We start from the raw sequence: 21564 nt of genomic DNA on the forward strand, positions 1-21564 counted from the left end.
GACCACGGACAACGCCCCTGATCCCGCCTGGGCTCAGGCGCTCTGCGAGGTGTTGCCGGCGGCTGCAAGTAGACTGCCGCGCCCCCCGGGGCGCGGCGGGGATGGAATGTCAGGCCACGTTCTGCTCGGCCGACCAGTTGCGGTACCACTCGCGGAACAGCGCGTACTGGGTCTCGGCATAGCGGCGCTGGGCGGGACTCAACGCGTCGCTCTCGTTGAAATGCAGCGCGTACTCCTTGTCGCCGTTCAGCACCATCAGGTGCTTGTAATACAGCACCAGGTCGCAGCCCTCATCAAAGGAAGACAGCACGGCCAGCGCCGATTCCAGCTCCTGCGCGCGGCGGCGGGCGACGGCGTCTCCCCTGGCCGCGGCCCGGCTCAGCGCCACCAGGTGCAGCACCTCGCGCGGCAACGCGTTGCCGATGCCGGTGATGGCGCCGGTGGCGTTGCAATTGACGAAGCCATGCACCACCTGGGTGTCCACGCCCACCATCAGCGTGACCTCGTCGTCCTGGGAGGTGATGTGCTCGGCGGCGTAGCGCAGGTCGGCGGCGCCGCCAAACTCCTTGAAGCCGATCAGGTTGGGATAGGCGCGGCGCAGCTCGAAGAACAGGTCGGCGCGGGTGGCGAAGCCGTAATAGGGGCTGTTGTAGATCACCGCCGGCAGCTTGGGCGCGGCGGCCAGGATGGCGGAGAAATGCGCCTTTTGCGCGGCCGGGGACGCGCCGCGCGACAGCACGCGCGGAATCACCATCAAGCCATGCGCCCCCACGCTGGCGGCGTGGGCGGCGTGGGAAACGGCCTCGCGGCTGTTGACGGCGCCGGTGCCCACGATGGTCGGCACGCCGGCGGCCACCAGCCGCGCCACGCCCTCCTGGCGCTGGGCTTCGCTCAACAGCGGCCAGTCTCCCATGGAGCCGCAGTACACCACCGCGCTCATGCCCAGGGACACCAGCTCCTTGCCCTTGGCCACCAGCGCGTCGAAATCCGGCTGGCGATCGGCGGTGCACGGGGTCATCAGGGCCGGGATGCAGCCGGTGAAAATGTTATCGCTCATTGTTTTGCTCCTTGCGGCATTCATTCAGGTGGTAGAGGTCATGAGAGGCGCGGGCTCAGATGCCCCACGCGAAAGGGTCTTGTTCGTCTATCAGCAGCATGGCGCGGGCCGTGATATGGGCGCGGCCGGTGATGTAGGGGCGGATGAAGTCGCCTTCGCGCTGGTAATGGCCGACGAAGCGGCTGCCGGTGATGCCGGCCTGCACCCATTGCTCGCCTTCGGCCAGCTTGCCGTCGGCCGCCAAGCAGGCCAGCTTGGCGCTGGTGCCGGTGCCGCAAGGGGAACGGTCGTAGGCCTTGCCCGGGCACATGACGAAGTTGCGGCTGTCGGCTTGCTCATCGTCGGCGAACAGCTCGACATGATCGATGCGCGCGCCGTCGGCGCCGGTGATGCCCTGCTCTTCCAGCGCCTGCATCGTGGCGCAACTGAACGCGCTCAGCGCCGCGACATTGTCCAGCCGCACGCTCAGGCCATGCTCGGCGACCAGAAAGAACCAGTTGCCGCCCCAGGCGATGTCGCCGATCACCGTTCCATGGCCGGGCACCTCCACCGCCGCCTGCCGGCGGTAGCGATAGGCCGGCACATTGCGCAGCGTCACCGAGCCGTCTTCATGCAAGACGGCGTCCACCGGCCCCACCGGGGTATCGATCTTGTGCGCGCCGGGCGCGATGCGCCCCAGGCAATGCAGGGAGGCGATCAGGCCTATGGTGCCGTGGCCGCACATGCCGATGTAGCCGGTATTGTTGAAGAAGATCACCCCGCAGGCGGCGTCGGGCGACACCGGCTCGCAATACAGCGCGCCCACCAGCACATCGCTGCCGCGCGGCTCCAGCAGGCAGGCGCGGCGCCACTGGTCGTGCCGCTCGCGCAGCGCGTCGCGCTTGTCCGCCATAGTGGCCCCCGCCAGCGCGGGAAACCCGCTCAACACCAGCCGAGTGGGTTCGCCCCCGGTATGGGAGTCGATGATCTCCACCTGCTTCATTCGCTTGTCCATTCTGAAACCCCATCCAGTCCGGCCGACCGCGCCGTCGTCTCGCAGGCCGTTGATTCCATTGAATCTCCGCGCCGCATCCGTATTCGATTCCACCCCGCTAGCATGGCTGCGTTGCCGCCAGGAATCTTGATGGTTATCATCAGTTGCGATGACGAAATCGGCATAGTTTGCGTTTCAAGGGGGTTTGGCGCGCGCGATGGGCCTGGGCCAGATCGGGCGCGGGAACATTCGGAGTGATGGTGCGGCAATGGACGCCGACGCGCAGGCGCGGCGCTTGGCCTAACAGGAAAGGCGGGAGGGATGACGAACGCGGCCGTGGAAAAAATCGCCCGCTGGCGGGACGAAATCCGCCCGGCGACGATAGCCGAGCTGCTGGCGGGCATCGCCCCGCTATTGCCGGTGCTGGACCTGATCCCCAATGCGGCCATCTTCATCAAGGACGGGCAGGCGCGCTATCTCTGCGCCAACCAGACGCTGGTGCAGCGCTGCGGGCTGAAGGATTTGCGGCCGCTGCTGGGCAAGACCAGCGCCGAGGTGTTCCCGGCCCAGCTGGGGCCGGCGTATACGGCGCAGGATCTCAAGGTGCTGCAAGACGGCCTGGTGCTGGAAAGCCAGCTGGAACTGCACCTGTTCAAGAACCGGGAGCCGGGCTGGTGCCTGACCTACAAGTGGCCGTTGCGCGACCGGCAAGACCAGATCATCGGCCTGATCGGCATTTCGCTGGACCTGCAGGCCGCCAGCAAGACCCACCCGGCCTACAAACGCCTGGTGGCGGTGGACGAATTCATCCGCCGCCACTTCAGCCAGCCGGTCACCATGGCGGAGCTCACCGGCATCGCCGGCATGTCCGCCGCCCAGCTGGAGCGCTACTGCAAGAAGGTGTTCCACCTGTCGCCGCGGCAAATGATACACAAGGCCAGGCTTGAGCACGCCCACCGGCTGCTGCACGCGGACATGGCCATCACGGAAGTGGCGCTGCGCTGCGGCTATGCCGACCACAGCGCCTTCAGCCGGCAGTTCAAGGCCCTGACCGGCCTGACGCCGCGCCAGTACCGCCAGCAGCTGGGCCAAAGCGATATCGGTCTTGCTTCGGGGGGCGAGTAGCCCCTTGTATAGCTGCTATCGACCCAAAGCATCCCGTTATAATTCTCCAAAGCGCCCGCTCCAGAGTGAACAGCAATGAGGGCAATCACACCGCTCGCACTCCAGATTTGTCAGCACGCGATCGAACCGAACACATTTTATTCGTCAGTGCTGAAGGTGTTTCAAATATGCATGCATCGCAATTGGTTCGCTGACCGCTTGTCCCATTAAGTGTCCGAGCACAGAGTAGAAAGTCAGCAATGCCTTTGAGCTAGGTTTTGCGATCAATTTCGTGTTCGGCATAGGAATTGGTTGCAGGCCTTCGGGCGCGAGATTGATGATCAAGCCTTTATCAAGAATGCAGACCAAATCAATGCGCTGGTCTATCGGTTGAGTATTGTTGAGCCGTTCAACATGTCCCAGCACCGTATCTAGGCCGTCAGATTCATACGCAAAAACAAAGAATTGCTGTGGCCAATACATTGATTCCCGACCATATAGGTACTTTGTAGTGGATACGAAATTGGGATGGTATGCGATCTTCTTCAGAGCCTTGATGGCCTTCATGTTTTCGAAGGCATTCTCGATCTCTGCTTTGTTTAGATAGGTCTTAACTTCGATCGCACCATAAACAGACTCGATAGGCAAGACGTCCGCATCTCCTCGAGACAGAAATCGGGATGTCGTAGCGATGTCGTAGAGCAAGACGTCTACCTGTCTGGATCTACCACCCTCGCTATCGATTACTTCGCCGGTTGTAACACCAACAGAGCCAGGAAGCAGCGGCCTGATCCAGTTGGCTACCGCGATCTCATTAAGGTGGCCCTTGATAGTTCGATGTTCAACGGCAGCACGAGCTTCGTCTAATGAGGCTTGGAGCCTTGAAGTTGATGCACGAAACAAAGCTTCCCAATCCATTCGAACTCCCCAATTGACGATGTAGTTAGAGTTTACTGCTGCGTCGGCGGTACAGATTTTGATTTTTATACGCCATACACTTGTTACGACAAGACAGCAAAAAAAAGATAGCCAATCAATGCACAGCCAATGTCCGCATCTGGCCGACACCAGCCCATTAGCATAACACCCTGCTTAGACCGAAAGGATACCCGCCATCAGCGCCGATGAAATGCGGTCATCAGGGGCCGAGCGTATCAGGGTCTTGACGTTGGGCTTGCAACGGCAAGCGGCTCGTGAGCAGGTCTCCCACTCCCAATGGCAGGCAAGAATCGGGCAAAACAAAGCCCTCCCGGATGGGGAGGGCTTTTTTTACGGGAGACGGACGATGTCAGTGCTGATGCCCGTGCTCGCCATGCACATGCTGGTGGGCGATTTCCTCGGCGGTGGCCTCCCGCACGTCCAACACCTTGATGGCGAAGCGCAGGGTCTTGCCACAAAGCGGGTGGTTGCCGTCCAGCAATACCGTCGGGCCTTTGATCTTGGTGACGAAGTAGTAGCGCCGCTGGCCATCCGGGCCGGGGCGCGGGATCTGGCCGCCTACTTTGACGCCGGGCGGGAATTCGGCCTTGGGCATGGTGGTGACCAGGGCTTCGTCGCGTTCGCCGAAGGCGTCTTCGCTAGCCAGTTCCAGCGTGGTTTGAAACCCTGCTTCCTGGCCTTCAAGCGCGGCTTCCAGCTTGGGGAAGAGATTGTCGTAATCGCCGTGCAGGTAAGAAACCGGGTTCTTGCCATCGTCGTAAACCAGACCCTGGCTGTCGGTGACTTTCATTCTCAGGGTGACGGCGGTGTTGGCGGTGATTTTCATGGCGGGCAGCAAAATAAATTGAAGCGGGAAGGGTCTCAGTTCGGCGCGGGAGTGTCAACCAGATCCCCCTGGTTTGCTCAACGCTTATGCGCTTGCCACCAACGCGCGCGCCCCTGTCGCATCCCGCATGCGAGGAGCCGCTCTGGCCGGCGTCCAGGCACCGGATTGCCGCGCTCCCGCGTCGGTAACCCAGCAGGCGACGCCCCGCTCCGGCCATGACCCGGCCAGGGCTCAGGGGCTGCCCACCAGCCCGCGCGCTTCCTGCCCTGCCTGCGCCGCATCCGCGCCGAACATCGCCTGCAAGGCCAGGGATTTGATGTCGGTGACCGACAGTTCTCCGTCGCAGGCAGGCGGGCAATCGCTGATCAGCAGCGCAGCGTCGGCGGCGTCCCGCGCCAGCAGTCCATGCGATCCCTTGACGATGCCGGCGTCCAGGCCGATCACATCCATCAGGCTGCGCATGCCCAGCATCCGCTTGGCCAGCCGGCTGGCCACGGCCAGCTTGGGAAAGCGGATGTTGGGGTCGATGAACAGCTCGGCCGGGTCGTAACCGGGTTTGCGATGGATGTCCACCGTGCGCGCGAAGTCCGGCGCCCTGGCGTCGTCCAGCCAGTAGTAATAGCTGAACCAGGCGTCATCCTCGGCCAGCGCGACCAAATCCCCGGCGCGCTCGTGGTTCAACCCCAGCTCGCCGCGCGCCCGCCCCTGCCATACCCCCGCCACGCCCGGAATCGATCGCAGCACGTCCTCCACTTCGGCCATCTGGCGCGCGCCCAGCCCTGGCTGCAGATAGACATGGGCGATCTGATGGTCCGCCACGGCAAACGCGCGGCATTGGCTGGGGTCCAGGATCTCCGCCCCCGCCTCGTGCCGCACCTGCAGCAGGCCTGCCTCGCGCAGATGGCGGTTCAGGTGCACCGCGCGGCTGACCGGGGTGATGCCGTACTCGGACACCAGCATCACCCGGTAACCGTTTTCCCGCGCATGGGCGATCAAGTCCCCGGCCACGGCGTCGATGTCGCGCAAGGACTGCCGCACCGCCGGATGCGACAAATCCGGCCCATGCCGCTGCAGGTCGTAATCCAGGTGGGGAAGATAGCTCAGCAGCAGGCTGGGGCGGAAATCGGCGATCGCCAGCTTGCTGGCTTCCGCGATCCAGCGGCTGGAGGCGATGGAGGTGGCCGGTCCCCAGAAGTGGAACAAGGGAAACGTCCCCAGCTCCGCCGTCAGCCGGTCCCGCCATGCTGCGGGCTTGGTGTGGCAGTCGGGCAGCTTGCGGCCATCCGCCTTGTAAATGGGACGCGGCGTCGCGCCGAAATCGTGGCTGGACGCCATGTTGTACCACCAGAACAGGTTGGCGCAGCGAAAATCAGGATCGTGCCGTTTGGCCGCCTCCCACAGGCGCTCGCCGCCGACCAGCCGGTTGGACTGGCGCCAGAACCAGACCTCCGCCAGTTCCCGGAACAGCCAGCCGTTGCCGACGATGCCGTGCTGCTCCGGGGTCAGGCCCGTCAGCATGCTGGCCTGCACCGAGCAGGTGACCGCCGGCACGATGTTGCGCAAGGGCTGGACGAAGCCCTGCCGGGCGAATTCCGCCAGACGAGGCGTGAATTCGCCGATCAGGCGCGATGTCAGGCCGACGACGTTGAGCAACAGCAGCGGCTGCATATCCCCACCTTTCTCGCTCCGGATGGCTGGCCTGGACGCAGGGCGCTTACTCAGCCACGCTCAGCCACATTCCATATGTGAAATTAAAATACTCATGAACTCCACAATAGAATTCAAAAAACTAAATGTCATTGAAATTGTCGAGACGCTCCCCTAGAACTACAGCTGATGCCGCGTCAACCCGCACCGGCCATCTATACCGTATCGCATCGCAAAGCCGCTCAAGACCGTAGCAACCTTTTCAAGGAGCTATTGCATGAGTTATCTCCAGTACCCCCGCCTGGCCTTTTCAGGCCTGTTCCAGTCCGATGTCTCCACCGTCAACAACGATCCGCGCCATTTCGACAACGCCACGTTTGAAGAGCGCTTCCAGGATCCGCGTTACCAGCCGCCCGTCCAGGAAGACGCGGGCGGGGCCAAGATTTCGATCAACAACGGCTGGTGGAACCCTTGGGGCACCGGCATTTTCGGCCTGAAGAACTGCGTCGTGCAGTCGGCGCTCGGACCGGATGGCCAGGAATGCCTGAGCAGCGGCGAAGATGCCGCCATCGGCCTATTCGTGGGCAATGCCGACGACCAGCCTTCCGGGAAGATGGTGGACCTGGATCCGGATTGGCAGCTGGCTTCCTGTATTTACGGGCAGGTGATCACCCTGCGCGCCGCCAACGGCCAGGTGCTGATGCGCGGCCAATACGCGCCCAATCCCTTCCGCGACCTGTGGTTCAACCGGGTGGGCAATATCCACGGCGACAGCGCGGCGTCCGCCATCTGGCAGACCCAGCTCACCAATGTGGAATGGAATCTGGACAAGATCAACAGCCCGGTGCTGCAGGCCTTGAAAACCATCTGCGAGCAACAGGGCAATATCCTGTCGCTGCGGCTGACCACCTACGGCTACGACGACGCATTGGGCGAAAGCTTCTTCTCCTACGGCATCCTGCTGGGCGCCATCGGCCCCGCCTATCAAACCGAGCCGCAGTCCTTCATCCTGGGCCGCCGCTTCATTCCGGCCAACAATCTGCTGCCGTCCACGGCTTACCAGGCGGAAGACTATTTCCCCAATGTCGGCTGGTTCAGCGCGCAAGTGGTGACGAACGAGCAGACGAAAAGCAGCACCCTGTACGTGGATCTCAGCAATGCGCTGCCGCTGGTCTACCAACCCGCCCAGCCCCGGGCGGACGGCTCGCCCAACAGGCCGGCCGGCACGCCGGAAACGACCTATGTGGCCGATATCACCTGCGGCAGCGGCAGCGGCAATCCTGCGGCGCCCAAGGAAGGCAATAGCAAGCAGTTGTGGCAACAGCCGCTGATCATCGCCCAGCTCACTTCCGCCACCTTGCCGACCAGCCCTTATCTGCAACCGGGACAAACCGCCCCCACCCCGATAGCCTCGCAATACCAGCCGCTGGCCACCATAGACATCAGCAATGCCAACCTGCTCAGCCGCAGCGGCATCGTCGCGGTGCCCATCCCCGAATCCATGCTGTCCAGCATCAATGAGCTGCCCCTGGCCTTGGTGACCTCGGCCAATCCCATTACCGGCATCGCCCTGTTGCTGTGCTGCGAAGGAAATGGCGGCTGGGAAGTGCGGGCCGATCAATTCGCGCTGCGCCTCGATCCCAATGACCCGGCGGCCAATACCGTGGATTCCGATGTCTACGTCGCCCAATACGGCGTGCCGCTGGCCAATGCGCCCGTCTCGCTGGCGCTCGAGTCCACCGGCGCTCAGGTGGATGTGGGCGACTGCCCCACCGACACGCCGCCGGAAACCACGCCCAAGGCCGCGCCGCCGACCTTCAACGTGCCCGCGGGCCAGCTCGCTTTCGTCCCGGGCCAGGCCGGCGCCGACGCCAACGGGACGGTGCAGTACACCATCAACGCCAACACCGACGCCAACGGCATGGTGAAGTTCGCCATCAACGGCCCCCAGGCGATGGGCTATCCGCGCTATTACATCGACGGCCAGCTGTTCAACTACAGCTACAACATCTCGCCCAGCTCCGCTAATGGCAAGCCGACGGTGCAGCAGACCTTCGATCAGTACGTGATCGTCGTCCGCTCCACCTATGTAGTGCCCAGCAAGGTCACCTGGGACGACGTGCAACCGATTCTGCAGCAATACGCCAACCTGTACCCGGTGATGAGCCAGGGGCTGTTCGACTTCTCAAAGAAAGAGCAGGCCGACGCCAACGCCTTCATCCTCAAGTTCGTGCTGGACAAGCCGGACGACGACCCGGACCAGATGCCGGTCACCCGCGACCTGTCCAGCAGCAAGCGCCGCGCGCTGATCCAGTATTTCGACAGCGTGCTGCAGGAGCAGGGACGCCCCCCCAGCATGCTGGACATGTTCGGCAAGCGCTGCCCCACCCGGGGCGGCGGTTCGCGCGCGGACTGCCCGGAAGGCGCTGTCGGCTATGGCAAGGGCGGCAAGCCCGATTGCCCGGCCAAGTAACCGAGCCTCCATTCTGAAAGGGTACGAATATGCTGCGCATCAAACAGAGCATCATCAATCAGCTGCTGCAGGGCTGTGGCCTGGATGAGCTGAAAAAGGCCGTGAACACCGCGATAGCGCTCGAGTTTTCCACCATCCCGCCCTATCTGACCGGCCTGTTTTCCATCATGCCCGGCAGCAACCAGAGGGCCTCGGCCCTGATTCAATCGGTGGTGACCGAGGAAATGCTGCACCTGACGCTGGCGTCCAACATCCTGATCGCCATCGGCGGCAATCCGGACATCGTCGCCATCGGCCGCTCCCTGGTCTATCCGGGGCCGCTGCCGGACAAGATAGACAATGACCTGCAGGTGGGACTGGCCGCGCTGAGCAAACCTCAACTGCAAAACGTGTTCATGGCGATAGAGCGGCCGGAAACCAAGCCGGGGGAAATCCTGCCGGGCGAAGAAGTGCCGCAGCCTACGCCGGTCAACCCCGGCGAATTCGGCTCCATCGGCCAGTTCTACCAGGCGCTGCTGATCGGCCTGACCCTGGCCAACGCCAGCAATCCGGAACTGTTCTCCAATCCCAGGCTGGACCAGCAGCTGGACATCAGCAAATGGTTCCCGCCGGTGCCGACCGCGCCGGCCCAGGGCAAGATCCGCAACCTCGACGACGCGGCGCTGGCGATCAACACCATCGTGATCCAGGGTGAAGGCATACAGACCGATGACCAGGACCGCGGCAATCTGGAAGGCCAACGCCTGGAGAGCAAGCCCAGACCCGCCCTGCTGAACGCGCGCATCCTGCCGCGGCATCAGGGCGCCGCAGAGCGCGGCGCGTCGGCTCAGAATGTCTTTCCAGGGGACGGCGACGGCAGCTACGCGCACTATTTCAAGTTCGGCGAGATCTTCCACGGCCGCGAGCTGATGCCGGACCTCGAAGCTGTTTCAGGCTGGTCCTACAACGGCGCGCCGGTGCCGCTGGACGAGAGCCGGATCTACAACTTCCTGCCCAACGCCGCCGTCAGCGACTACCTGCCCGGCTCATCGGCGGCAGTGGCCGCCCAACGCTTCTACGACACTTACCAGATGCTGCTGACCAGCCTGGACCAAGTGTTCAACGGCAAGCCGGCGGCCATGGACCAAGCGATGGGCCTGATGTATCAGCTGAAGCTGCAGGCGCAGCAGGTGGCGCAATGCCCGGTCGGCGGCAACGCGTCCAATCTGATGGCGGCGCCGCCGTTCATGCTGATCCGTTGATCCGCCCATGGCCACGCGTTCCGGCAAGCTTGCCGAAGCGCGTGGCTTACGCACCAGGAGATGCCGATGACCGGAACGGATGCTCTTCGCCCTCTCTCCAACGACAGCGGAGCAGAAACCGACGACAAGCCGGACTCGCCGCGGCAACTGCGGCTGATCCATGACTTCAGCGTGGTCCACACCCGCGACGTCTTCGCCGCCGACAATCCCGTCCTGCTTGAAACCTTGCGCCGCCGCGAAGCCGACAAGCGGCACCGGGTGGCGGTTTTCGTCGACGACGGCGTGTTGCGGGCCTGTCCGAAACTGCCGCAACGCATCCGCGGCTACGCGCAAGCGCATGCGTCCCACCTGGAGATAATCGGCGAGATCGTGCCGGTGCCGGGCGGGGAAGCCTGCAAGAACGATCCCCAGCAACTGTGGCGGCTGCTGCAGGCGCTGGCGGATCGGAATATCGACCGCCACTCCTACGCGCTGGCCATAGGCGGCGGCGCGGCGCTGGACGCCGTAGGCCTGGCCGCGTCGCTGTTCCATCGCGGCGTGCGCCACATCCGACTGCCGTCCACGGTGCTGTCCCAGGCCGACAGCGGCGTCGGGGTCAAGAACGCCATCAACTGGAACGGCCAGAAAAACCTGCTGGGCAGCTTCGCCGTGCCCTGGGCCGTCATCAACGACGCGGCGCTGATAGACGGTCTGCCCGCGCGCGAGAAGCGCGCCGGCATGGCCGAGGCGGTGAAGGTGGCGCTGATCCGCGACGCGTCATTCTTCCGTTGGCTGGAGGCCCGCGCCGACGCGCTCGCCCGCTTCGAACCCCGGGATCTGGAGCAACTGATACGACGCTCGGCGGCGCTGCACCTGCGCCAGATCACCCAAGGCGGCGACCCGTTCGAACAGGGTTCGGCGCGGCCGCTGGATTATGGCCACTGGATCGCCCACAAGCTGGAGCGGCTAAGCGGCCATGCGCTGAACCACGGCGAGGCGGTGGCCATAGGCGTCGCCTGCGACGCGCGCCACTCCGTCTTGGCCGGCCTGCTGCCGGAGGGCGGCGAAACGCGCGTCTGGCAGCTGCTGCGCGCGCTGGGCTTCGAGCTATGGCACGAGCAACTGCTGGCCAGGGACGAGCACGGCCGGCTGGCGCTGCTGCGCGGCCTGGACGAATTCCGCGAACACCTGGGCGGCGACTTGTGCGTGACCCTGCTGGCGGAGCTGGGGCGCGGCTGCGAAGTGGACAGCATCGCCGAGGAGCGGGTGATGCGCAGCATCCTCTGGCTGCAACGATGCCTCGCCTCCTCCCCGGCATCCGCGCACGCGGATACCGCCGCGGCCGCCGCCTGCGGGGCCGCGCGATGAAGCTGGCCCACCTGCCCCTGCCCGCGCACCTGTCCTATTGCACCAATATCCATGCCGGCGACAGCCTGGCCGAAGTCGAGGCCAGCCTGGACGGCTTCCTGCCGGCGATCCGCGCCCATCTGGAAGAATGGCGGGCGCTGGATTCCGCCGCGCCCTTCGGCCTGGGCCTGCGGTTGTCCGCCCAGGCGGCGGAAAGCCTGCTCGACGAAGATGCGCTGCGCGCTTTCGCCGCTCGGCTGGCGTCGCTGCGCGCCTACGTGTTCACCATCAACGCCTTTCCCTGGGGCAACTTCCACCAGCGGCCAGTCAAACAGGCCGTGTATCAGCCGGACTGGCGCAGCAGCCGGCGCCTCGCCTATACCCTGCATTGCGCGCGGACGCTGGCCGCCTTGCTGCCCGATGGCGTCGAGGGCAGCATTTCCACCGTGCCGCTGGGCTTCGCCGCCGGGGATCGCGCAACCGCGATGGCGGACTGTCTGCCGCAACTGCGCCAGGCTGTGCTTGAGCTCAGCCTGCTGATGCGCGCGACCGGCAAGGAAATCGTCCTGGCGCTGGAGCCGGAGCCGGCCTGCCTGCTGGAGAATGCCGCCGACACGCTGCTTTTCTTCCGGCGATATTGGTTCGCCGACGACAATCTGGCGCAGCTGGCCCGGCTGGCCGCCTGCTCGCAGCCCGAGGCGCGGCGGCTGGCGCAACGCCACCTGGGCGTCTGCTACGACGTATGCCATGGCGCGGTGGAGTTCGAAGACCCCTGCGCCGCGCTCTCAGGCTTGCGGGACGCCGGCGTCCGCGTCGCCAAGATCCAGTTGTCCTGCGCGCTGCGCGCCGAAGCCATGGACCCGCTCGTCGCGCGCCAGCTCCAGTCCTTCGACGACGGCGTCTACCTGCACCAGGTGGTCAGGCGCGGCGCCGACGGCCTGCGCCGCCACGCCGACCTGCCGCAAGCCTTGGCCCTGCCCGCTGATGCCATCCAGGGAGAAGCATGGCGCGTGCATTGCCATGTGCCGCTGTTCTGGCAAGCGCCGCCCGAGGCAGGCCTGGCCAGCACCCGCGACAGCCTGGACGCGGTGCTGGCTATGCTGAGCCGGCAGCCCGTCAGCGCCCATCTCGAGGTGGAAACCTATACCTGGGACGTCTTGCCGCCCCAATTGCGCGAAATCCCCAAGGCCCAAGCCATCGCGCTCGAACTGCATGCTGTCCTCAAGGAGTTGCGCCATGAGCGGTGAAGCCGTTTCGTCGATGCCGGTCTGGCTTCGCCTGGGCCGCGTTTCCAATCTGCCCACCGTGCTCAGCAACGCGCTGGCCGCCGCCCTGCTGGGCTCGGCATCCGGCGGTCGTCCTCTGGATGCGCAGTCGCTGGCGGCCCTGCCCGGCCTGATGCTGTCGATGTGCCTGTTCTACGTGGGAGGAATGTATCTCAACGACGCCTTCGATCGCGAGATCGACGCCCGCGAACGCCCGCAACGCCCCATCCCTTCCGGCGAGGCGCGCGCGCAAACGGTTTTCGCCTGCGGCTTCGGCATGCTGCTGGCCGGATGGCTGCTGCTGGGGCGGTACGGCAACAGCTACAGCCAGGCCTACGGCGCGCTGCTGGCCTGCTCCATCGTGCTGTACAACATTTGGCACAAGAACAATCCCTGCAGCCCGCTGCTGATGGGCGCCTGCCGCGCCCTGCTGTGCCTGTGCGTCGGCTCGGCCTTCGCCGGCGGCACGCCGCCCCTGTTATGCCTCGCCGCCGCCCTGCTGCTGGCGCACATCGTCGGCCTCAGCCACGCCGCCAAGCAGGAAAGCCTGGACCGGATCGGCGCCCTTTGGCCGCTGGCCGTGCTCGGCCTGGCGCCGTTGGCCTACGCGCTGCTGGCGCTGGCCCGGCTTGCCGCGGATGCGACGCCCCAGGCCTGGCAAGCGCTGGCGCTGACCGCCTTGCTGGCCGCCGCCCTGGCCGCCGCGCTGGCGTTCGCCGTCGCGCGCCTGCTCAAGCGCGCCGCGCCCGGCGCCGTCGGACAGGCGGTGGCGGGCATGATCGCCGCCGTCAGCCTGCTGGATGGACTGGCGCTGGCCGCCGGCCTGCCGCAACCCGCCCCCGGCGCCGTCCTCGCCTGCGCGGCGGCCTACTGCGCCACCCGCGTGCTGCAAACCTACATTCCGGGAACCTGAACATGCGCGACCAACATGACATTGCGGCGACGTCCCTGTCGGATCCGCTGGCTCGAGCCCCATCGCCCGACGGTGCGTGGATTGCGTGGCAATCCAGCCGGCGAGCCTGGCAGAACCTGCTGCGAAGCTGGCTGGACGCCCGCGCCGATGGCGATTGGTACGCCCGGCAATGCCAGGACCTGGCGCACGCTACCGCGAGCGACCGTCCGTTGAATTTGCTGTTCAAGGCCATGGGCATCGCGCCGCGCAAGCTGGGCAAACGAGACCTGGCATTGAGCGGCGCGGAGCAAAGCGCGGCCCTAGTCTTGCAGCCCGGATTCGACGCCAGCCGCTGGAGCGTGGACCAGGCGGCCCGCGTGGGCCTGGTGCTGGCCGCGGCCGGCCGCCTGCCCGACGGCGCCGCCTTCGCCGCCCTGCTCGACGAGTTGTCGAACCAGGGAGACATCCAGGAACAGATCGCCCTGTACCAGGGATTCGCCCTGTATCCGCGAGACCCGGCCCTGCTGGCGCGGGCGGGCGAGGCGGTCCGCAGCGGCATCCGCCCTGTCTTCGCAGCCTTCGCCCTGCGCAATCCATGGCCGCAAGCCATGCTGCCGCAAGCGGCGTGGAACCAGATGCTGGTCAAAACCTTCTTCCTGGACCTGCCGCTGTGGCCGATCCAGGGGCTGGCCGGCCGCGCCGACGAGGAACTGGGCGAGATACTGTGCGACCTGGCGGCGGAGCGCGCCGCCGCCGGACGCGGACTGAATCCGGAAATCTGGCGCCTGCTGGCGTTGTCCCCCTCCCCCCGCGGACACGCCTTGCTGCGCGAGCGCTTCGCCTCGGAGAGAGACGGCTCCATCCTGATGCCGGCCTTGCGGCTGGCGGCGCAGGAAAGCCCGCATCAGGCGGTGCGCGCGCTGGCGCTGCCCGCGCCGCCCGGAACGGCGTTCGCGGACGAGTGGGCGGAGTTGGCCCAGTGGCGGGAATAAACACAACCAAGGGGGAAGCAAGATGAGCGACATCCAGCACGCAATCGAAGAGATGTTTTCCGAACGCAGCGCGGCCTGCCCCTGCTGCGGAGCGACCCTGAGCCCGGAAATGCTGCGCGGCCTGCTGAAACAGGCCGAAAGCCTGCAAGGGGAAAAACAGGCGTTTCGCCGGCTGGCGCCGGACGCCGGCGGCATGCTGATCGACCCTCACGCGCACATGATCGCCCGCACCACCGACGACTACGAGGCGATGGCCGCCAGCGGCGTCGTCGCCGTGATCGAGCCGGCGTTCTGGCTGGGACAGGCGCGCACCAACGTGGGCAGCTTCGTCGATTACTTCTCGACCATCACCGGCTTCGAGCGCTTCCGCGCCGCGCAATTCGGCATCCGCCACTACTGCGCGATAGGCCTCAACCCGAAGGAGGCCAACAACCGCGAACTCGCCGATGCCGTGCTCGACGTCCTGCCGCGCTACCTGGGCAAGGAAGGCGTGGTGGCGCTGGGAGAAATCGGCTACGACGAACAGACCGAACTGGAAGACCGCGCCTTCCGCGCGCAAATCGAGCTGGCCCAGGAATTCGACCTGCCGATCATGATCCACACGCCGCACCGCGACAAGAAACGCGGCACCCGGCGGACCATGGACACGCTGGAAGCCTGCGGCTTCGATCCCGCGCGCTGCGTGATAGACCACAACAACGAGGAAACGGCGCAGGAGGTGCTGGACCGCGGCTATTGGTGCGCGTTCACCATCTACCCCTCCACCAAGATGGGCAACGATCGGTTGGCCGCCATCGTGGAACGCTATGGCCCGGAACGCATCATCGTGGATTCCGCCTGCGACTGGGGCGTGTCCGATCCGCTGGCGGTGGCCAAGTCGGCGCGCATCATGGCCGCCCACGGCCTGGGCGAGGCCGCGATACGGCAGGTGGTCTACCACAACGCGCTGGCGGTTTACGGCCTGAACGGCGAAATGAGCGAGACCCACTGGCTGGAGCCCGATCCGGTGGATCAACGCACGCTGTACGGCGGCAACTCGGTGCTGCGCGGCCAAACGCCGCGCGTGGATCAAGACAACCCGGATCGCATCGTATGAGGCGCGAAGAGCCAAAGAAAGGAAAAAGGCATGACGAGCAGACAAAGCGGTAATGTGAGCCTGGTCTCGCAATGGTTCATTCGCCAGGGTTGCGTCGAACAGGTGCTGGCCGCGCTGCCCGCCTATGTGCAGCAAGTCATGAAGCAGGAGCCGGGCACGCTGATCTATCTGGTCAACACCCCGCTGCCCGAAGGCGGCCCCGGCTCCGCCCTGCAATCGCTGCCTCCCGCCATCCATCCCAGCCTGCTGTTCTTCGAGGAATACGCCAGCGAAGACGCTTTCCTGGCCCATGTCAAAGGGGCGGCGTTCACGCGTTTCGTCGACGAGTACGGCCAGTGCTTCATCAGCAGCGATGGCCGTCCCTACACCACGGTCACCTTCCTGCATCGCCAGCAGGGTTTCGTTCGAGGACAGGATGGCCAGGCCTCCCGGGCCGAGCAGCTCGGCTGCCAGAACCGGCACCCGGCGGTGATGTTCGAAATCATCGCCAGGGACCAGGACCAGTCCAAGGCGTTTTACAGCGAAGTGTTCGGCTGGCGCTACCAAAGCGGCAGCTCCGGCTTCGCCTACGTCCACTTCCCGCCGCAATTGCGCGCCTTGCTGGGCGGCATCGGCCAGACCGTGAGCGGCGTGGCCGGCATGGAGCCTGGGCATAGCTTCTATCTGCTGGTGGAGGATCTGCAGCTTGCCATCGACCGCGCGCTGGCGGCCGGCGGCAGTCCGCACATGCCCATCACCAGCGTGGACGGCTACACTTTCGCCATGATCAAGGACCCGGAAGGCAACCCGATCGGCCTGCTGCAGGCGGTCTGATGCGCAAGCTTCCGCCCGGCTCGCCGCGGCCGCGCGGTCGGATCAAGCGCGGGCCTCTGTTCAGCCCGGAGCCGTCATCCGCGCCCCACCGGCAGCCGGCCCGACATCTTCACTTCGCGCAGCGACAGGCTGGAGCGGATGGACGACACCCCCGGCAGTTCGCGCAGCACGTCGCGCACGAAAACGCCAAACGCTTCCAGATCCTCGGCGACCACCTGCAACAGGTAGTCGCATTCGCCGGTCAGGTTGTGGCAGGACAATACCTCCGGGATCGCCTGTACCTGTTCCTCGAAACGCAACGGCGCGTCGCCGATGTGGCTGCCGAAGCCGACCTGCACGAAGGCGAGCACGCCGTAGCCCAGCTTCTTGCGGCTGAGCACCGCCTGATATCCTTCGATATAGCCATCGGCCTCCAGCCGCTTCAGCCGGCGCCAGCACGGCGTTTCGCTCAAGGCCACCTGCTCGGCCAGTTTCGCATTGGACAGTCTCCCGTCCTTCTGCAACAGGGACATCAAGGCAACATCCACATCATCCAAGCCCAGTTTGGAAAGATTCATTTATAAAAAACCTATAAACAGAAAGAGTCTTTCCAAATCTAGCTCGACAACGCAAGAGAAAGCAAAGCAATTTCACGCCGCCGGGCGCACACTAGCCGCATCGCCATCCTGTGCCGGAGCCCGCCATGCTGTCCCTGTCCGTACTGTCGCTCTACCTTGCCGCCCTGGTCGCCGTCTATGTCCTGCCCGGACCGGACATGGCCCTGGTGATGGCCACATCGGCGAGCCGTGGCGTCGGCGCCGGCCTGTTGACCGCGCTCGGCATCGCCGCCTCGCGCTTCCTGCATGTGATGATGTCCGGCCTGGGGCTGGCCGCCCTGATGGCGACCCACCCGCTGCTGTTCGACGCGGTGCGCTGGATAGGCACGGCCTATCTGCTGTGGCTGGCATGGAAGGTGGTGCGCGCCCAGCCTGCGCCGGAAGGCGCGCCCACGGTGACGGAATCGGGCCGCGCGGCGATCGCGCGCGGCTTTCTGACCAATCTGCTCAACCCCAAGGCCTTGATGTTCTGCGCGCTGTTCCTGCCTCAGTTCGTGTCGCCGGCGCACGGCGCGGTGCTGCCGCAATTCGCGCTGCTCGCGGCCATCCTGGTGGCGGTCGGGCTGTGTTTCGACACCGCCTATGCCTTCGCCGCCTGCGGCCTCGCCCGCCGCCTGAAAGGCCGCCGCGCCACGGCGAAACTGCAGAAAGGCTTGCTCGGCGGCGTGTTCGTGGCGATGGCTGGGCGGTTGCTTCTCGGCTGACCGGCTGCGGAAGTCGGCCGATCGATCGCATCCAAGCCAGTCCGGCCGGAGTCTGATTGCTGCGCCAGCGGCACGCCATTCGGGATGGAGAATGCAAAAGAGCCTTGCTCGACAAGGCTCTTTTCGCTGCGGCGGCCGCTCAGGCCTCCCAGTATTCCTTTTCCCGCCCCTGGGAGCCCGGATTAAGCTGCTCGCGCAGGCTGCGCAGCTTTTCCGGCTCGCCGCGCACGCGGAACCAGCAGCCTTCCTCCTCGGCGCGCTCCTCCAGCACCTGGCAGTGGCTGTAGATTTCGCCGCGCAGCTGCTGCGCCGACCACGGCAGCAGCAATTCGTCCTCTACCAGGTCTTGCTGGAAGAAAGCAACAATGGCGGCGCGCAGACTCGCGACATCTTCCGGCCGCAGCGCGCTCATCACCACGCAGCCGGGATAGCGCTGCCGCAGCTCCGCCGTCCAGGCGGCCTGCTCGGCCTCGTCGCCGACATGGTCAATCTTGTTGAATACGCGGATGCGCGGCACGTCGTCGGCGCCGATTTCCCTCAACACCTCGTCGGTCACCTCCAGCTGGCGCTGGAAGCCGGGATCGCTGGCATCGATCGCATGCAGCAGCAGCGAGGCGTCCAGCGCTTCTTCCAGCGTGGACTTGAACGAGGCCACCAGGCCGTGGGGCAGGTTCTTGATGAAGCCCACGGTATCGCTGACCAGCACCCTCGGCACGCTCTCCGGGTGGAGCACCCGCACCGTGGTGTCCAGCGTGGCGAACAGCTTGTTGGCCACCAGCACCTCGCTGCCGGTCAGCGCCCGCATCAGCGTGGATTTGCCGGCGTTGGTGTAGCCCACCAGCGATACGCCGCCCAGGCCCAGGCCCTGCCGCTCCAGGCGGCGCGCGCGCTGCGTCTTGCGCTCCAACTCCATGGCGACGATCTCGCGCTGCAGCTCGGCGATGCGGTCGCGCACCTTGCGGCGGTCCAGCTCGGTATGCGATTCGCCGGCCCCTCGGCCGCCCATGCCGCTGCGCTGCCGGCCTTGCGGGCCGGCCAGCTTGGCCGCCTCGCGCAGGCGCGGCGCCATGTAGCCGAGACGGGCGATTTCCACCTGGGCGCGCGCCGCGCGCGAGCGGGCGTTGCGATGGAAGATCTCCAGGATGACCATGGTGCGGTCCATCACCTCGCAGCCGACCGCCAGCTCGAGATTGCGCGCCTGCGACGGCGAGATCTCATGGTCCACCAGCAGCGCGTCGATCGCCACCGAGCTGGCGTCCAGCTCTTGCGGCTCGTCCTCCAGCTCGTCGGCGCGGATGCCGCGCTTGACGTACATGCTGATCTCGTCGAGCTTGCCCACGCCCATATAGGCGGTGCGGTCGAAGCTGCTGCGCTTTTGCACAAAAGTCTGCACCACCTGGAAGCCCAGGGTCTTGGCCAGCTCGCTCAGCTCGGTGAGCGAGGCCTCGAACTCGGCGTCGCTGACTTCCGGCAACTGCACCGAGGCCACGATGGCGTAGCGGGGCGTCTCTTTGACTTCTGTTTGCATCTGCGAATGGCTTTACTTTGGATGAAGAGAGCAGATAGTAACCGCAAACGGCGTTTCCCGCTGGCAAGTCGCTGTTCTTTCTTGACCGGACGGCCGCCGCGGCCGATACTCGTGCCGCCTCGGGCCCTCGTGCCCCGTCTCCCATATTTGAACAGCCGTCCTCATTCATGCCATTCGCTTCCCTGGGCCTGCAGCCCGACCTGGTCCAGTCAGCCCTGGAACAAGACTATGTCCGGCCCACCGCCATCCAAAGCGCCGCCATTCCCGCCATTCTGCAAGGCGGCGACGTGCTGGCCACCGCGCAGACCGGCTCCGGCAAGACCGCGGCCTTCTGTCTGCCGCTGCTGCAACAATGGCTGGACAGCCCGCGCGCCATCCTGCGACAGCCGCGCGCGCTGATTCTGCTGCCGACCCGCGAACTGGCGGCCCAAGTCGGCGACATCCTGCGAGACCTCGCCCAGTCCCTGCCGCGCAAGCTGAAAGTGGCCGTGGTCTACGGCGGCGTATCGATCAATCCGCAGATGATGGCGCTGCGCGGCGGCGCCGACATCGTGGTGGCCACGCCCGGCCGGCTGCTGGATTTGCTCGACCACAACGCGCTGCGTCTTTCCGCCGTCAAAACCCTGGTGCTGGACGAGGCCGACCGCCTGCTGGACCTGGGCTTCGCCGACGAGCTGGGCAGCGTGCTGGACCGGTTGCCGCCGGCGCGGCAGAACCTGCTGTTTTCCGCCACCTTCCCGCCCGCGGTGCGCGCGCTGGCGGAAAAACTGCTGAAGCAGCCGCTGCGGATAGACATCGAACACGCCGCCGCCACCGCGCCAGACATCCGCCAGCGCGCGATCGAGGTGGACGCCGGCAAGCGCACCCTGCTGCTGCGCCACCTGCTGGCGACGCGCGATTGGGACAAGGCGCTGGTATTCGTCGCCAGCCGCCAGGCCGCCGACCGGGTGGCGGACAAGCTGCGGCGCAACGGCGTGCCCGCCGCCGCCTTGCACGGCGACTGCAGCCAGGGCCAGCGCGGCCAGGCGCTGGCCGATCTCAAATCGGGACGTTTGCGGGTGCTGGTGGCCACCGACGTGGCGGCGCGCGGCATCGACATCGCCCGGCTGCCGCTGGTGGTGAACTACGACCTGCCGCGCTCGCCGGTGGACTATACCCACCGCATCGGCCGCACCGGCCGCGCCGGCGCCCGCGGCGAAGCCATCAGCTTCGTCAGCGCAGACTGCGCCGCCCATTTCCGGCTGATAGAAAAACGCCAGCAGCTGCGGCTGCCGCGCGAACGGATCGCCGGCTTCGAGCCGACCGAGACGGCCATCGCGGCCGCCTCGCTGACCGACCCGGACGGCAATGGCGGCATCAAGGGCAAACGCAAGAGCAAGAAGGACAAGCTGCGCGAAGCCGCCGCCATGCAGGAGGCCGGCGGCAACTAAGGCGGGCCGCGGCGGGGATGGCGCGGCTTAGAGCGGCTAACAAAACCCCTGATGCTGCGTTGCGCCGACTTGCCGTACGACTTGCACTGCCTGCGTCGGCGTCAGGAGCTTGGCCAACCCGCCTTAGAGGCGGCCCTCCGGCGCGCCTCGGCCCGGATCGCGCTTGCGCCGTCCCGGCCCGGGCTTGGCCGCTGAGAGATTGAGCGCGACCGCGGCGAGCACCAGCGCCTTGAACGCGTCCGGGTCTATCTCGTCCCCTTCGCGGATATCGATCGCGCGCCTCGCGTTGCCATCCAGGCTGGCATTGAAGAGCCGGGCCGGGTCATCCAGCGACGCGCCTTTGAGAAAGGTCAGCTTGACCACCGACTGGTAGGATTCGCCGGTGCAGATGATCCCCGCGCGCGACCAGACCGGCGTGCCCTTCCATTTCCACTCCTCGGCAATCTCCGGGTCCGCTTCGCGAATCAGCCTGCGCATCCCGCTCAACACCTCTCCCCGCCAGCCCCCGAGTTCGGCGATCCTTGCATCGATCCGTTCCGATGCCGAGGGATCCGCGGCCAGAATCGTTTTTTGCATCGACTTCTCCATGAAAGCGTTGCCACGCGCCATGATTTCCCGCTCCGCATCCAGCCGGCAAAGCATGGCGCCCAGGCGTGGATGAT

The 21564-nt window shown here is 65.7% G+C and carries 19 protein-coding genes; 11 read left to right on the plus strand and 8 right to left on the minus strand.

The genetic code is table 11. The features are described from left to right. Positions 1–109: 109 nt before the first annotated feature. Both CV_RS13830 and CV_RS13835 read right to left on the minus strand, forming a co-directional pair. Complete coding sequence (locus CV_RS13830) at positions 110–1057, minus strand: dihydrodipicolinate synthase family protein (RefSeq protein ID WP_011136372.1); 948 nt, start codon at positions 1055–1057, stop codon at positions 110–112. 55 nt (positions 1058–1112) lie between these two features. After that, the gene (locus CV_RS13835; protein WP_011136373.1) at positions 1113–2039 is read right to left on the minus strand and encodes a 4-hydroxyproline epimerase; all 927 of its coding nucleotides are present in this window, start codon (positions 2037–2039) and stop codon (positions 1113–1115) included. A 312-nt stretch (positions 2040–2351) separates the two neighbouring features. Here CV_RS13835 and CV_RS13840 point away from each other — a divergent pair, with 312 nt between their 5' ends. Beyond that, positions 2352–3155 (plus strand): AraC family transcriptional regulator, encoded by an 804-nt coding sequence (locus tag CV_RS13840; protein ID WP_011136374.1) that lies wholly within the window; start codon positions 2352–2354, stop codon positions 3153–3155. A 144-nt stretch (positions 3156–3299) separates the two neighbouring features. Here the strand turns inward: CV_RS13840 and CV_RS23595 are convergent, their stop codons facing one another. The 3 genes from CV_RS23595 to CV_RS13855 all read right to left on the minus strand — a co-directional run bounded on the left by CV_RS23595 (position 3300) and on the right by CV_RS13855 (position 6567). Next, complete coding sequence (locus tag CV_RS23595) at positions 3300–4052, minus strand: DUF6602 domain-containing protein (RefSeq protein ID WP_011136375.1); 753 nt, start codon at positions 4050–4052, stop codon at positions 3300–3302. 370 nt (positions 4053–4422) lie between these two features. Then, positions 4423–4899 (minus strand): FKBP-type peptidyl-prolyl cis-trans isomerase, encoded by a 477-nt coding sequence (locus CV_RS13850; protein ID WP_011136376.1) that lies wholly within the window; start codon positions 4897–4899, stop codon positions 4423–4425. Between the two features lie 231 nt (positions 4900–5130). Next, complete coding sequence (locus CV_RS13855) at positions 5131–6567, minus strand: nucleotide pyrophosphatase/phosphodiesterase family protein (RefSeq protein WP_011136377.1); 1437 nt, start codon at positions 6565–6567, stop codon at positions 5131–5133. A gap of 256 nt (positions 6568–6823) precedes the next feature. On the opposite strand from CV_RS13855, the gene CV_RS13860 reads away from it, so the two are divergent. From CV_RS13860 to CV_RS13895, 8 genes are all read left to right on the plus strand, one after another. Continuing rightward, positions 6824–9019, plus strand: coding sequence for a hypothetical protein (locus tag CV_RS13860; RefSeq protein ID WP_011136378.1), 2196 nt, complete (start codon positions 6824–6826; stop codon positions 9017–9019). Positions 9020–9048: 29 nt separating this feature from the next. Then, positions 9049–10260 (plus strand): ferritin-like domain-containing protein, encoded by a 1212-nt coding sequence (locus tag CV_RS22245; protein WP_011136379.1) that lies wholly within the window; start codon positions 9049–9051, stop codon positions 10258–10260. Positions 10261–10326: 66 nt separating this feature from the next. Next, positions 10327–11607, plus strand: coding sequence for a 3-dehydroquinate synthase (locus tag CV_RS13870; RefSeq protein ID WP_011136380.1), 1281 nt, complete (start codon positions 10327–10329; stop codon positions 11605–11607). Continuing rightward, positions 11604–12833, plus strand: a complete 1230-nt coding sequence (gene eboE, locus CV_RS13875; RefSeq protein ID WP_011136381.1) for a metabolite traffic protein EboE — start codon at positions 11604–11606, stop codon at positions 12831–12833. The genes CV_RS13870 and eboE overlap by 4 nt, the downstream gene beginning before the upstream one ends. Beyond that, on the plus strand, positions 12823–13764 hold the full coding sequence (locus tag CV_RS13880) for a UbiA family prenyltransferase (RefSeq protein ID WP_043596337.1): 942 nt from the start codon (positions 12823–12825) through the stop codon (positions 13762–13764). Before eboE ends, CV_RS13880 begins: the two co-directional genes overlap by 11 nt. A gap of 2 nt (positions 13765–13766) precedes the next feature. Next, the gene (locus CV_RS13885) at positions 13767–14735 is read left to right on the plus strand and encodes an EboA domain-containing protein (protein ID WP_052278839.1); all 969 of its coding nucleotides are present in this window, start codon (positions 13767–13769) and stop codon (positions 14733–14735) included. A gap of 22 nt (positions 14736–14757) precedes the next feature. Continuing rightward, entirely contained in the window at positions 14758–15831 is a 1074-nt protein-coding gene (locus CV_RS13890; protein WP_011136383.1) for a TatD family hydrolase, read from the plus strand. 30 nt (positions 15832–15861) lie between these two features. Then, positions 15862–16644, plus strand: a complete 783-nt coding sequence (locus CV_RS13895) for a VOC family protein (RefSeq protein WP_011136384.1) — start codon at positions 15862–15864, stop codon at positions 16642–16644. A 74-nt stretch (positions 16645–16718) separates the two neighbouring features. Here the strand turns inward: CV_RS13895 and CV_RS13900 are convergent, their stop codons facing one another. Continuing rightward, the gene (locus tag CV_RS13900; protein WP_011136385.1) at positions 16719–17201 is read right to left on the minus strand and encodes an Lrp/AsnC family transcriptional regulator; all 483 of its coding nucleotides are present in this window, start codon (positions 17199–17201) and stop codon (positions 16719–16721) included. Positions 17202–17326: 125 nt separating this feature from the next. On the opposite strand from CV_RS13900, the gene CV_RS13905 reads away from it, so the two are divergent. After that, positions 17327–17944 (plus strand): LysE family translocator, encoded by a 618-nt coding sequence (locus tag CV_RS13905; protein WP_011136386.1) that lies wholly within the window; start codon positions 17327–17329, stop codon positions 17942–17944. 139 nt (positions 17945–18083) lie between these two features. Here the strand turns inward: CV_RS13905 and hflX are convergent, their stop codons facing one another. Continuing rightward, complete coding sequence (gene hflX, locus CV_RS13910; RefSeq protein ID WP_011136387.1) at positions 18084–19472, minus strand: GTPase HflX; 1389 nt, start codon at positions 19470–19472, stop codon at positions 18084–18086. A gap of 167 nt (positions 19473–19639) precedes the next feature. Here hflX and CV_RS13915 point away from each other — a divergent pair, with 167 nt between their 5' ends. After that, positions 19640–20902 (plus strand): DEAD/DEAH box helicase, encoded by a 1263-nt coding sequence (locus CV_RS13915; RefSeq protein ID WP_011136388.1) that lies wholly within the window; start codon positions 19640–19642, stop codon positions 20900–20902. A 123-nt stretch (positions 20903–21025) separates the two neighbouring features. Here CV_RS13915 and CV_RS13920 read toward each other — a convergent pair whose 3' ends face one another. Beyond that, positions 21026–21511, minus strand: a complete 486-nt coding sequence (locus CV_RS13920) for a DUF1801 domain-containing protein (RefSeq protein ID WP_011136389.1) — start codon at positions 21509–21511, stop codon at positions 21026–21028. Positions 21512–21564 lie beyond the last annotated feature (53 nt).

It is taken from the genome of Chromobacterium violaceum ATCC 12472 (assembly GCF_000007705.1).
GTDB lineage: Bacteria > Pseudomonadota > Gammaproteobacteria > Burkholderiales > Chromobacteriaceae > Chromobacterium > Chromobacterium violaceum.

Bases quoted from the DNA above. Each gene is read 5' to 3' on its own strand.
- CV_RS13905 (WP_011136386.1), top strand. From the start codon at position 17,327: ATGCTGTCCCTGTCCGTACTGTCGCTCTACCTTGCCGCCCTGGTCGCC.
- CV_RS13860 (WP_011136378.1), top strand. From the start codon at position 6,824: ATGAGTTATCTCCAGTACCCCCGCCTGGCCTTTTCAGGCCTGTTCCAG.
- CV_RS22245 (WP_011136379.1), top strand. From the start codon at position 9,049: ATGCTGCGCATCAAACAGAGCATCATCAATCAGCTGCTGCAGGGCTGT.
- CV_RS13920 (WP_011136389.1), bottom strand. From the start codon at position 21,511: ATGGCGCGTGGCAACGCTTTCATGGAGAAGTCGATGCAAAAAACGATT.
- CV_RS13895 (WP_011136384.1), top strand. From the start codon at position 15,862: ATGACGAGCAGACAAAGCGGTAATGTGAGCCTGGTCTCGCAATGGTTC.
- CV_RS13850 (WP_011136376.1), bottom strand. From the start codon at position 4,899: ATGAAAATCACCGCCAACACCGCCGTCACCCTGAGAATGAAAGTCACC.
- CV_RS13870 (WP_011136380.1), top strand. From the start codon at position 10,327: ATGACCGGAACGGATGCTCTTCGCCCTCTCTCCAACGACAGCGGAGCA.
- CV_RS13885 (WP_052278839.1), top strand. From the start codon at position 13,767: ATGCGCGACCAACATGACATTGCGGCGACGTCCCTGTCGGATCCGCTG.
- CV_RS23595 (WP_011136375.1), bottom strand. From the start codon at position 4,052: ATGGATTGGGAAGCTTTGTTTCGTGCATCAACTTCAAGGCTCCAAGCC.
- CV_RS13915 (WP_011136388.1), top strand. From the start codon at position 19,640: ATGCCATTCGCTTCCCTGGGCCTGCAGCCCGACCTGGTCCAGTCAGCC.
- hflX (WP_011136387.1), bottom strand. From the start codon at position 19,472: ATGCAAACAGAAGTCAAAGAGACGCCCCGCTACGCCATCGTGGCCTCG.
- CV_RS13880 (WP_043596337.1), top strand. From the start codon at position 12,823: ATGAGCGGTGAAGCCGTTTCGTCGATGCCGGTCTGGCTTCGCCTGGGC.
- CV_RS13835 (WP_011136373.1), bottom strand. From the start codon at position 2,039: ATGAAGCAGGTGGAGATCATCGACTCCCATACCGGGGGCGAACCCACT.
- CV_RS13830 (WP_011136372.1), bottom strand. From the start codon at position 1,057: ATGAGCGATAACATTTTCACCGGCTGCATCCCGGCCCTGATGACCCCG.
- CV_RS13855 (WP_011136377.1), bottom strand. From the start codon at position 6,567: ATGCAGCCGCTGCTGTTGCTCAACGTCGTCGGCCTGACATCGCGCCTG.
- CV_RS13900 (WP_011136385.1), bottom strand. From the start codon at position 17,201: ATGAATCTTTCCAAACTGGGCTTGGATGATGTGGATGTTGCCTTGATG.
- eboE (WP_011136381.1), top strand. From the start codon at position 11,604: ATGAAGCTGGCCCACCTGCCCCTGCCCGCGCACCTGTCCTATTGCACC.
- CV_RS13840 (WP_011136374.1), top strand. From the start codon at position 2,352: ATGACGAACGCGGCCGTGGAAAAAATCGCCCGCTGGCGGGACGAAATC.
- CV_RS13890 (WP_011136383.1), top strand. From the start codon at position 14,758: ATGAGCGACATCCAGCACGCAATCGAAGAGATGTTTTCCGAACGCAGC.